Annotated in this window: 10 protein-coding genes; 5 read left to right on the top strand and 5 right to left on the bottom strand. The window is 59.7% G+C overall.

The window, feature by feature from the left end; all coding sequences use genetic code 11:
• From RN01_RS35030 to RN01_RS21430, 3 genes are all read left to right on the top strand, one after another.
• The coding region (locus tag RN01_RS35030) for a hypothetical protein (RefSeq protein WP_304413593.1) at positions 1 to 184 on the top strand (184 nt) is incomplete at its 5' end.
• Positions 184 to 1035, top strand: a complete 852-nt coding sequence (locus RN01_RS21435; protein WP_035882521.1) for a hypothetical protein — start codon at positions 184 to 186, stop codon at positions 1033 to 1035. The genes RN01_RS35030 and RN01_RS21435, both read left to right, overlap by 1 nt.
• Positions 1036 to 1214: 179 nt before the next feature.
• Positions 1215 to 2942, top strand: a complete 1728-nt coding sequence (locus RN01_RS21430; RefSeq protein ID WP_035882540.1) for an ATP-dependent helicase — start codon at positions 1215 to 1217, stop codon at positions 2940 to 2942.
• Positions 2943 to 3105: 163 nt separating this feature from the next.
• Here the strand turns inward: RN01_RS21430 and trfA are convergent, their stop codons facing one another.
• The 3 genes from trfA to RN01_RS21415 form a co-directional block, all read right to left on the bottom strand.
• Positions 3106 to 4080, bottom strand: a complete 975-nt coding sequence (trfA, locus tag RN01_RS21425) for a plasmid replication initiator TrfA (RefSeq protein WP_051705372.1) — start codon at positions 4078 to 4080, stop codon at positions 3106 to 3108.
• A gap of 906 nt (positions 4081 to 4986) precedes the next feature.
• A complete protein-coding gene (locus RN01_RS21420) occupies positions 4987 to 5313 on the bottom strand; it encodes a hypothetical protein (protein ID WP_035882522.1) in 327 nt (108 codons plus the stop codon).
• On the bottom strand, positions 5310 to 6020 hold the full coding sequence (locus RN01_RS21415) for a ParA family protein (protein ID WP_035882523.1): 711 nt from the start codon (positions 6018 to 6020) through the stop codon (positions 5310 to 5312). Before RN01_RS21415 ends, RN01_RS21420 begins: the two co-directional genes overlap by 4 nt.
• Positions 6021 to 7410: 1390 nt before the next feature.
• Here RN01_RS21415 and RN01_RS32545 point away from each other — a divergent pair.
• Both RN01_RS32545 and RN01_RS21405 read left to right on the top strand, forming a co-directional pair.
• Positions 7411 to 8538, top strand: coding sequence for a hypothetical protein (locus tag RN01_RS32545; RefSeq protein ID WP_051705373.1), 1128 nt, complete (start codon positions 7411 to 7413; stop codon positions 8536 to 8538).
• Positions 8538 to 9194 carry an RES family NAD+ phosphorylase gene (locus tag RN01_RS21405; protein WP_035882525.1) on the top strand — a complete coding sequence of 219 codons (657 nt, stop codon included), beginning with the start codon at positions 8538 to 8540 and terminating at the stop codon, positions 9192 to 9194. The genes RN01_RS32545 and RN01_RS21405 overlap by 1 nt, the downstream gene beginning before the upstream one ends.
• A gap of 50 nt (positions 9195 to 9244) precedes the next feature.
• Here RN01_RS21405 and RN01_RS21400 read toward each other — a convergent pair whose 3' ends face one another.
• Both RN01_RS21400 and RN01_RS21395 read right to left on the bottom strand, forming a co-directional pair.
• A complete protein-coding gene (locus RN01_RS21400) occupies positions 9245 to 9514 on the bottom strand; it encodes a hypothetical protein (protein ID WP_035882527.1) in 270 nt (89 codons plus the stop codon).
• Positions 9515 to 9592: 78 nt separating this feature from the next.
• Positions 9593 to 10852, bottom strand: coding sequence for a tyrosine-type recombinase/integrase (locus RN01_RS21395; protein ID WP_051705376.1), 1260 nt, complete (start codon positions 10850 to 10852; stop codon positions 9593 to 9595).
• Positions 10853 to 11017 lie beyond the last annotated feature (165 nt).

The following is an 11017-nucleotide window of genomic DNA, read 5'->3' as shown; positions in this document are numbered from 1 at the left end:
CGTTGCAGAAGTTCCAGACGTAGTTCACCGCTCGGCTTTGCTTGTTCAGCAAACCGTTAAGCGATTTCACCCGGTAGCGGTAGACGACGATCATGCAGATGATTTTACAGACGGAGTGCCGTTGTCAAGCCACGGCATTCCTTTTCACCTCGCCCTGAAGGAAGAGGTTTCTTGGAGCAACTGATGACCACGACCGATCTGACCCCCACCGACGAGCTCGTTGCAGGTTCGACAGCAGCAATCGACCCCGTCGGCGCCGCAGTGCCGACTGTTTCCGGCTCCAGCGCAATCGACAATTCCGGCGACGTTGAAACCGAACTCCGCGAGATGGAGGAATCGGCCGACACGTTGCGGAAGGAAGGCCTGATCTCGACGGCAGATCACGAGAAGCAAAAGGCCGAGGTGGAACGCACCCGGAAGCTGTTCCGCGAGCTGCCAGCCGAAGACCGTCAGGCTATCGTCCGTCGCCGCCGCGAACTGGGCCTGCAGATCCTCAATCGTGAGCTTGCAGGTGCGGCGATCGTACCCGTAGCGCTGAAGATCAAGCACACCCGCCTGCGCCCGCTCTTCGAGCAATGGTGGCCGTACATGAACCGCATGTCGCTGAACCTGCAGCGTTTCGGGCAGAACACCTTCGCGCGCAACGAGCTCTCGACGCTAGAAACGTACCTTGAGCGTGAGTTGGGCAAGTTGGAAGACTATGTCGAGGAGCAGCATCGCGTTGCTTCCGGCTATCGCACGCAGCGCGAACAGGAGATGCGTGCAAACAACGACATTGTCTTTACTCCGACGATTCAGCGCCCTGCCCTCAATCTCGAAGTCCAGGCCTTTTCGCGCTTCGCGGTGCGAGCACTCCAGGTCCTCATCAAGTTTGACCAGACCATGGACGAGTTTGATTTCATGGTTTGGAACAGCATCCGCGACCAGAGCGACGTGAACGATGAGGTCACCCGGTTCCTCCGCAAGTTCCAACCGCTCGGCCTGCGCTGCTATACCACGCACATGAAGCTGATGACTACCGTCCGCGGCATCTAACTCCATCGGATGTATGTGGCACTTGGTCAGATCAATTACGCCCAAGTGCCACGACATCCCTCTACGTGACACGTAGTCCGATATCAACATCTGCCACGTAGTGCCACTTCGACGGATCAGCCGGGACATTCCGGCATGTCATGGCACCACTCGGCACCAACTGCCACCTGGCGATCGCCATGTCGCTCGACAAAGTTCTGCAAGGATTGAATCCATCTCAGCGCGAAGTAGTTGACCTGCGCTCGCACTGTGTTGCCGTGGCCGTCCCAGGCGCCGGAAAGACGGCGACCATTGCAGCGAAGGCGGCTGTACTACTTGCCGATCCGGACATCACCGTCGGCGCAGTGACGTTCAGTAAAGATGCCGCCGTAGAACTGCGAGATCGCATCCTTGCGCTGGCGGGTGCCGGCGCGAAGAAGCGGCTCCTCGCCGGAACGTTCCACTCACTTGCGTACAAGCAGCTCGGCAAGTCGGCCTCCCAGCGTACCGATATCGTCAACGACGGTGTCAGAAGTGCAATCGTCGGCCAGATCCTTCTGGAATGCGGCATCGAGTGGAAGGTCGAGGATGCGATTGCCGCCATCGAGCGCGTCAAGATGGAGCTCTCGGGGCCACCGTCTGGCACGCCTGAATCTCTCCTCTACGAGGCCTACCAAGCCGCGCTTGCCCGCAATGGAAAGATCGACTTCCAGGACATGTTGCGTCTGGCCGTAGCCGGAATGCAGGACGGCTCGATTGACCCATACCGGGTGACGCACCTGCTGGTCGACGAGTACCAGGACTGCGACAACTTGCAGTCGCGCTGGACATCACTGCACGCGGCCGCAGGAGCCATCGTCACCGTGGTGGGCGATGACGACCAGTCCATCTACGGCTTCCGGAGCGCGCTCGGCTTTCGGGGTATGGAGGCTTTCATCAAGGATTTTGATGCGCGATCGGTAGTGCTCGGGAAGAACTATCGCTCGCACGCCGAGATTCTCGCGGTCGCGGACAGCGTCATTCGCAATAACAAGGATCGGATCCAGAAGGATCTGGTGGCCAACCGAGGGCCAGGCGGGACAATCGAGTTCAAGCGGCTGGATGACGAGTACAGGGAGGCGGTTGCAGCAGTCGAAACGCTGACCCCTATCCTGCGAGCGGGCAAGACGGCGGCGGTCCTGGCTCGCACGAACCGCATTCTCGACCCTTTGGAGGCCGTATGTCGCTCGCATGGCGTGAAGTACTACCGCGCCTCGGGTCGCTCGATCCTCGACCGTCCCGAAGCCGCACTGATGGGGGATCTGCTGGAACTGATCCAGAAGACAAAGTCCACCGGTATGGATGCCCTGCTGGGTTTCGCAGGACTCGGTTCCCATGAGCTGCAGCTGCTGCACTCACTTGCCAAGCGAAAGGCTGCGGGAGACATTCCGCGCAAGAAGGATTTGTTGGAAGCCGGCATTGCCGAGTCCACGGCGGACAAGTATCGCGACTTCCTGAAGAAGCTGGCGGAATGGCAGGCGCTCTGTGATCGCCAGTTTTTCTCTCTGGTCCTCGATGGCGTCCACGAGTGGATGCTCAAACACGTGACCGAAGACCAGGGCAAGCGTGCAATCAATACGGCCTATGACGTGCTCAGTCAGTTGAGCGGGCCCTTCTCCGATCGGCTGGAGTTTCTGCGAAGGAAGAACAATGAGCCGGCCGAAGATGCGCTCGTACTGACCACGATGCACGCATCCAAGGGCCGCGAATGGCACGGTGTTGTGATCGTCAGAGCCGAGGAGACCATCGCACCCGATAGTGATAGCCCCGAAAGCGAAGAACGCCGCTTGTTCTACGTGGCCCTGACACGGGCGCGCGACTCGCTGGTCATATCGACCGCAAAGAAGAACCCAACGTCGCGATTCGTTGTTGAGGCGGGCCTGGCCTGAGTCAAATTAGGCGCAGGCCGCTCGACGGCATTCCACAAGATAGCGCGAGTCAACTACTTGGCCGCCGCCGGTGGATGAAGAAAGGCCCCAGAATCTCTCTGGGGCCTTTTTTGCTTCTGGGTATGCGCAAGCCCGTAGGCACCGCGTATTGCTCGCTTGAGGCTTACGCAGCTGAAAGTTTCGGCCGACGCCTTGTCACATACACAAAATCGTTCTTGAGCTCGAATGCCTCGATGATGCCGCATTCCTTCAGCCGATTCAGGGCAGCTTTCAGGCGCATGCGGAAGCCAGCGAGGGACTTCTCTTTCGCCCCACTCAGTTCGCGGTACTTTTCAACTGAGAGAGGTATAGGCTCGCGGTGGGTCGAAAGAAAGCTATGCAGCCAAAGAGCCAAGGGGGATCGCTGGCCGATCTTTTTGCGATCTGCCCACTCCATGAGGGTGAAGGAGTCTTGGGTAAAGAGCCCAGCAATCTTGGGCTCGAGCCAGACTTTCCACTTGCTCAGGGACTTGCCACTTGAGTCACGCCATTCGAACGAACGAACCAGGGAGCCTGCATAGCCCGCCTTCCCGCCATCGGCCAACACCTTGACCTGGTTGGCCGAAAGCCGGTCGAAGCACTCCTGGAGATGCTTGTACTCTTGACCGTTTATCGTCCACCCTACCTCCTTGAGGAAGCTATACGCAGTGAATTCAACCGGCTCGTCCTTCGATAGCGGCCGCTGCCTGGCAAGGTGGAAAATCGTCAGCAGCACGCTCATATCATCTTGGCGGAGCTCTTCGCCTTTGTAGATGATGTCGATGTTCGCCAGCGTCGTGACTTTGGTGCCCTTGTAATACTCGCGGTTGTTATCCTTTGTCGCCGTAAAGAGCGCACCGCGGGCAAGCGGATTGGGAAGTGCTCGTTTGTCCTCGTGCCAGAACGGCAACTCCAACGGGATGGGGGCGTTGACAACACCGCGGGCCTTACGAGTTGCCGCATTGGCCAGCAGCTTTTCCGTTGCGTTGAGGAGTTCTTCGGAATTGGAGGTGCGCTTTCCTGCGCCAGGTACGCGCTGGCCACGGCCAACCCGTGTCGATCCTGCCTCGGACTCGGCCACAAGCTGAAATTCTTCCTCTGGTTGTGGACGTGGCTCCATATCCTCTCCCTTGACTAGGCTGCATTATGGGGGGGCGTATACCTGTGTCAAGGACGCACTATTGGTGATTCAGCGATGATGCTTGATAGTTCACCAACGGTTTTCAAACTATCTCTCAAACGAACATTCGCTGTAGCTGCGGCTCATGATGTGCGGTAGCCACATTGCATTATTCGTTTACGATTTAAAGCCTGATTAGGTAACGCCGTTTTTTCTTATAAAACAATGACTTATGTCTGTGGATAAGAGGCGAACTATCAATAGCAGTACACGTATACAGCCGCTAGTGATTCAGCCATACCACTAATAGTTGATCGCCGATTCACTATTGGTAGATCGCCGATCAACCAATAGTCAGCTCATCGTGTGCTGAGATATCCACATTTCTTTGCTGCCACGGGCCTTTGGCGTCATTCGGTATGCTTTAGGAGCCTCGGGGCTGTTGATGATACCGCTTGTGAACGTAAGCAGTTACTCTCGTTTATAGCCTTTGTGGGTAAGAGTTGTGCCGACGACGATGGATTGAGCCATTGCTCAACTATCAAAAGAGGGGCAAAAACAGTGAGCTTTTGGGGGCAAGTAGCCAGTAGCTACCAGAAAGCCCACCAGTGAGTGCACTTTGATGCACGTTTCTAGCGACCCAGGAGGGAGCAGTATTGGTTATTCAGCAATGGCACGCCACATGCGTTTGATAGTTCAGCGATGGTACGGCGATGCTCCGTTTGATAGTTCAGCGATGGGCCGCCAGCAGTTGATAGTTCAGCGATGGGGGGCCGGGACTATTGGTTGTTCGCCAATGCGCATGCTTCGACTTCGAACGGATCGCGCCTTCCTTGGCGCGCCTCACAGGTACGCACGACACAAGACGCTGAACGAAGTACCTACCCGATAGCTATCGGGTAGCTATCAGCCTCGCTTGTACTTTTCCTCCAGGATCTGAACTGCGCGCTCCAGCAGCGCACCTGCCGGCAGGTTTAGTTCGTCGGCAAGGGCATTGAAGCGCGCGACAGTTTCTGCCGTCGCTTTGATGTTGATCTGCTGATTCCGGCCGGTTGTGAATCGGCGTTGGCGTCGTGGCGTCGCGGCTTCAGCAACCTTCTTTGGATCGCGGCTGACGAATCCATTGTCCTTTGCCACCTGGGCAACGGTCTCGCGGTCTGCACGAGGCTTGTCTTCGCGCTCGCGAGGAGTGAACTCGTCGAGAGCCAGATCGAGAGGATTCGCTCGGCTCATTGTGTCACCTCACTCTGCTGGACTTGCTTGGGCTGGCGGAGCATTTGCAGAACTTCTGCTGCGAACGCTTCGGCGTTTTCAATGGCCTTGTCGACGTTGGAGACCTCGGACCGGCTCAGTCCACTAAGGGTCTGCCTGTACGAGAACATGGCCTTGAACGCAGCGCGCTCATTCAACTCGACTTTGAACACCGGAATGCTGGCGTCAGCGAACGTCTTGCGGATGTGGGCGGTGTCGCGGCTTTGGATTGCCACCGACGTCCGCGTGAACAGCACCGCGTATGGAAGGCGGTAGTCCGGCTTGTGCTTTTGGATGCCACGTTCATGCGCCCGGATCAGCCTGAACGCCCTCCCCGCCTGCTCTGCGTCGAGCTGTGAACCTTGCGTTGGTACCACCACAAAGTCGGCCTCGCTAATGGCGTGGGCGACGATTGTTGCAGCGGTACCTTCCAGGTCCACGAACACAAATGTCGAAGCTTTTGCCGCGTCGTCAATCCGATCCGCGATGTCCTCTTCTGTGACATCGGACACGATCGTCATCGTTTCTGGGGCTGCACCATCCTTCGCCCAAGTCTGAACAGGATGATTGGGGTCTGCGTCGATTACTGTGACGCTTTGGCCCTTCTCCGCCACGATCGTTGCAAGCGCCAGGCAACTGGTTGTCTTGCCAGCACCACCCTTCGGAGAGACGAACACGATTACCGGCATAAACGCTCCTATTAGTGATAGCTGGTAGCTACCGGGTAGATGTTAGCTGCCAGGTACCTTTGTGGTATCCGGCGCACAGGAGTATAGCCGATAGCTACCCAGTAGCAAATGGAAATCTGATAGCTACTAAGTAGCTATCTAGATATTTCACGGGTACCTTAGCCAGTATCCTGTCCGATAGCTGTGAGATAGCGTCTATGCTAGCCTGCTATCCTCTTAGAGCTACTAAATAGGTATCTGATAGATACCAATGTATTCTCGCACATGGCTTAGAGTAAGGCATGTAAGGCATTGTTAGATACCTATCAGATAGCTATAGGATATCTGTAAGATACCTTAATTGGTATCGTGCCGCCGGTTCTTGAGGCGCACGGTCCGAAAGAAATTCTCCTCAATCGGCCCTAAAAAGCTAGCTGATAGCTATCTGCCGTCAACCTCGTAGCCCCTGATTCCTTGGTTTAGAGCCTAGCTGGTAGCTACCAGAGAGCTGGCAAGATAAGCCATCAGATTGATCGGCGGGCACAAAGATCTGGACCGCCGTCATAGAGAGAGCAATAGCTCAGGCTATCGGATAGCTACCAAGTAGCATCTACCCGCTTCCTAGATTGAATGGGCCGGGAGCCAGGGGGAGGGTGGCGTGGGCTACCAGAGTAGGGTTATCGGATAGCTATCAGATAGCCTGCCTTGCCGAAGAAGGTTGGATCGAGTCCTACAAGGAAGCTAGCGGATAGCTACCACCTATCCTTCCTCCTGCCGCCGGCGCGAACGACTCTAGTCGACTAGGGCCGCGTGCAGCCCGAATGCAAGGCTACTAGATAGCTACCAGATAGTGATTCACGTGGGCTTGTAGCAGCACAGGCCGCATCCGAGAAGGCCGAGATCGAACGCAACGAGGCTGACGCTGCGGCATCTCGCACTCGCATCGCGAAGCTTGCGACAGCGTTCCGTGGGAAATCCTTCGTGCTCGATGACGGTTCGCGCGTCGCCGTCAATTAGCCATCGGTGGCTGTCCACCGAAACAGCTACACGTCCTCGACGCCTCTGGCGATGGCACTTCCGCAATTAGAGGCGCTGAGCCGGCGGCGCCCGTGCCGGTGCCTCGGTCGGTAGATCGAACGAGATTCCAGCCGCGCTACAGGGGACACATGGCCGCCAGCATTGCGGCATCACGGACGATCCTGCGCCGAGGCCGCTATCGTTAAACGCGCCGGGGAAGGGAAGGGGACGTTTTTATATACTGAACGTGCACGAATCAATGCGGCACCGTCCGGCGTCAGCGGTCGTTCAAGCGTGTTGGCCTGCACGGTAGGGGAGGGCCTGAGCACGTAGCAAGAAGTGCGCGATAAGTCTCAAATGCTAGGAGGCTTGGACTATTGGCAGATAGTCTGCCATGATGTTCATGAAGTTCATGAACATGAGGGTCCAAATGGAAGTTAAGCGTCCCCCCAAGGCTCGATCGACTAAACGCTCCATTGCGCCGATGTCGCCAAAAGCTACGCGTGTCGATACCCACAACTTCTATTCCTTCAAAGTCCACGCAGAAGGAGGAAAGGTGTCGGGATTCACGCCTGACGAGATCCCAATCCGAACGCGGAATCTTTGGTACGAGCTCGGAAGTGCGTCCATGTCTGGCTCTTGGGACCATCTGGAGGACGATCTCGTGGAGCTGCCGCACGTGGCGTTTGCGGACCCACATCCTTCCCACCACTTCTTGGCGCTCAGGCCGACTGTAGAGCGGGGAAGTCTGGCGATCCCAGAGGCCGCGATTAGAAAGGCATTCGAAGCTGCACTGAGTGGCAAGCCCCGGCATGAGCCCCTTTCACATAAAGTCCAGGGCAAGACTGACAACGTTCTTGTCGTCGTTATCAAGAGCGCAGCCGAACTTGCTCGAGAAGAATCACTTCTGTCTCAGCAGACGCCGGACTTCGGCACGGCACTCGTTGCACGTGTCATGGAACTGGTGGGCCCTGCGGAGCTAGTGGCCGCGCGCGTTCTGGCGGAACCCCAGGCGCGGATCGACCAGTTGCTCTTGGCGGCCGCGAGGGCGTTGGGGCAGGAGTCACCTGCGTCGGCCTCTGCCAGTGTGACAGCTCTGAGTGAAGATGATCCTTTGCGAGCGGCAAGGGAGCGTGGCCGTCAGTTTGCACTGGACGAATGGGCGAAACCCGAAAATTTGCCGCTGCGAGAGGCTGCCGCATATGCGAGCCGGTCGGACCGAGCCATCAACGAGGCACGCCTGAAAGGTCGCCTCTACGCGCTGGTACCGCCTGGCAAGCAGCGCGGCCTGCGTTATCCGCAGTGGCAGTTTGACGCGGAGCCCGACCGGCTCGCCGAGGTCCTTGCGCCATTCGTGCAGAACCACGCTAGCTGCTGGGTGGTGCACAACTTCATGCAGCGCCCGCTTGAGGCGATCGGCGATAGTCGGCCGATGGACTGGATTCTTGATGGTTCCAAGCCGATAGCCCTGCTTGTCGCGGCGGCGGGGAACCGATTTGCTGGCGACCAGGGGGCAGCGTGATGCCCGCCCTGACCGCCGAGGAAGTAGGTTGTCCGCTGCCCCCGGACGATCTGGCCGAGCGCCAAATGCCGGTGAAGGAACTGGACCTTGCTGTGACCCCGCTGTGGCGGATTCACCGGTCCACCTATGGGCCGATCCACTACAACAGGACGTCGACGGGCGGCATGCCCTATCGCTTCGACGCTCCCAACGACCAGTTTGGCGTCCTGTATGCATCGCCCAGCTTTGCCGCCTGCATGGCAGAAGCAGTGATTCGCGACCAGTTCCATGGCAAGTCGCGCCCGCTGCTGCTCGACGAGGACGAATTGACCCGACGCTGCATCAGTGACCTCGGGACGGAACTTGGGCGCCCGCTGCGGCTGGCCGACTTGACCCAACCTCACTTCCATCTGGGGATGGACAACCGGGTCCTGACGACGACCGACTACCGCGGGCCGAACCTGTGGAGTGCCGCCATTTTTGACGCCTACCCGGGCATCGATGGCATCTACTTCACGTCGCGGTTCGCCAATGAGCCGAGCGTGGCCATCTTCGATCGGGCGCCACTCATCCCAAGGGGCGCCCCGATCCCGCTGGCCCGCTTTCCCTTGCTTCCCGACTTCCTGGCGCGGAACGACATCGGTATTGCGCCGCCCACGGACCCGTGGAATGCCTGATGGAAATGGGTGCCCCCAGCCCATGAGCGGGGGCAAGCCAGGTCTTTAACTCAGGCGTCCAGCACTGCAGCAACGGAGGCCACGACGGTGGCGGTTCCCGCGAGGAACAGGCGGAACAGTGCTGTCAGATTGCCGGCGTCGGGCAGGATAATCGTCACGCTGGCTACGCCGAGTGTCGCGGCGATGAGCGGGACGACCCACAACAACTCGCGACGGCACGCGCTGCGGACCGTGAAGAATGGCAACAAGCCGTTCACGAAGAAAACCGCCCACCCAAGCTGGGCGGTCGGGGACAGGTGCAACAGGTTTTCGATGGCCATCAAGGCTCCTTTGGCTGGGCCGCCCAGTGGGCGGTTCACCAAGATCTAGCCATCCGGTTTAGCCATCCCCTGGGGAGGCTAGTTTTCGCCAGGCACGTTGCTGCCGACCGGCGCCGCGGCCCCAGATGGCGCGGCGCCCGGCAGCTTCCCGGCCACCGCACGGGCGACGTCTTCGAGGGCCTCATGGGTGTAGCGCCGCGTCGTGTTGATGTCGCGATGACGTAGCGAGCGTTGCACGTCCGTAACCGAAACCCCCGCCCGCAGCAGATGTGTCGCATGGGCATGGCGCAGCCAGTGTGTCGATGCCGCGCGCAGGCTCGCCGCATCGTCGGCGCAACCGGCCGCTTCCAGTTTCGCCGCGGCCTCGCCGAACGCTTCGCGCACGATCGTATAGATCCCTTGGCGCGTGCGCACCGGCCGTGCCAGTTTTCGTTGCAGCGCAAGCGGGTCGGTCAGCGGCGCGGCGCGCTGCCGGCCGCCGGCGATGGCGGGAATGACGGCCATCGTGTCGGTCGGCTTCGGCTCGGGCGACAGGCCCACCAGTAGCCGGAAGCGCGCCAGTTCGCCCATTACGTTGTCGCAGGGCACGAGCTGGTCGTCGCCGCCCTTGGCGTGGCGGATGCGCACGGTCCAGAAGCCCCCGGCCTTGCCACGCTGGCGCTCGAAGTCGGGCCAGGTCAGCGCGGCAACTTCCGAGGCGCGCAAGCCGGTCTGGAACAGCAGGGCCAGCAGGGCGCGGTCGCGCGCCTTGTGCAATTGCGCCCAAAGCGTCGGCGCCGGCCGGGCCTCGATGGCGTCGAAGACGGCCGCCACCTGCGCGGCTTCCAGCAGACGCCGCTGTGACCCCGGCCCAGTGGCGGTGCGCTTGCGCGGCACGGCCTGGAACGGATTCACGCGCAGCGCCTGCACCTGCACCAGCCAGTCGAACATTCCGCCGACGATCACCGCCGTCTGCCGGCGCGAGGCCTCCGAGAGTGGGCCGCGCAACGGGCGCCAGGCCGGGCTGTCCTGCCGCGCCCGGCCGTCGCCGACCGCGTGCGCCGGCGGATCGGCGAGAAAGCGCAGGTAGCCGTTGGCGTCGGCGACCTGCCAGCTGGCCAGCGGGCGGCCGAGCGCGTGGGCGTACCACAGCAGGCGGTGCGCCTCGAGCGCGTACTGGGCGCGCGTGCTCGTGCGAATGCCGAGGCCGGCCGCGAACTTGGTATCGAGCCAGGTCCGCAGCAGTTGTGCATCGGTCTGGCCGGCGGGCAGCACCGGGCTCGCGAGGGCATTTGGGGTCGCGGCGTTCGGTCCGGGGTCGGGGAGTAGCGAAGGGGACGACGCGGACAAAGGAGGCATGTTCGGCACAAAAAAGTCGGGGTGCGAGCGGCGCCGGCGGCGCGCCAAGCCAAGCGGGAGGCGGCTTCGCCGCACGGCAGGTGCAGTATAGCCGTTTTGACGATCCAGTTGTCATTATTGGGATAATGGTAAATCGTACTGATAAAAGATACTGATAATCGTATC

This window comes from Cupriavidus sp. SHE, assembly GCF_000812445.1.
GTDB classification, from domain to species: Bacteria; Pseudomonadota; Gammaproteobacteria; order Burkholderiales; family Burkholderiaceae; genus Cupriavidus; species Cupriavidus metallidurans.
This window is presented reverse-complemented; position numbering and strand designations above follow the sequence as displayed.

Coding starts and splice junctions, on each gene's coding strand:
- RN01_RS21435 (WP_035882521.1), top strand. CDS start 184: ATGACCACGACCGATCTGACCCCCACCGACGAGCTCGTTGCAGGTTCG.
- RN01_RS21430 (WP_035882540.1), top strand. CDS start 1,215: ATGTCGCTCGACAAAGTTCTGCAAGGATTGAATCCATCTCAGCGCGAA.
- trfA (WP_051705372.1), bottom strand. CDS start 4,080: ATGGAGCCACGTCCACAACCAGAGGAAGAATTTCAGCTTGTGGCCGAG.
- RN01_RS21420 (WP_035882522.1), bottom strand. CDS start 5,313: ATGAGCCGAGCGAATCCTCTCGATCTGGCTCTCGACGAGTTCACTCCT.
- RN01_RS21415 (WP_035882523.1), bottom strand. CDS start 6,020: ATGCCGGTAATCGTGTTCGTCTCTCCGAAGGGTGGTGCTGGCAAGACA.
- RN01_RS32545 (WP_051705373.1), top strand. CDS start 7,411: ATGATGTTCATGAAGTTCATGAACATGAGGGTCCAAATGGAAGTTAAG.
- RN01_RS21405 (WP_035882525.1), top strand. CDS start 8,538: ATGCCCGCCCTGACCGCCGAGGAAGTAGGTTGTCCGCTGCCCCCGGAC.
- RN01_RS21400 (WP_035882527.1), bottom strand. CDS start 9,514: ATGGCCATCGAAAACCTGTTGCACCTGTCCCCGACCGCCCAGCTTGGG.
- RN01_RS21395 (WP_051705376.1), bottom strand. CDS start 10,852: ATGCCTCCTTTGTCCGCGTCGTCCCCTTCGCTACTCCCCGACCCCGGA.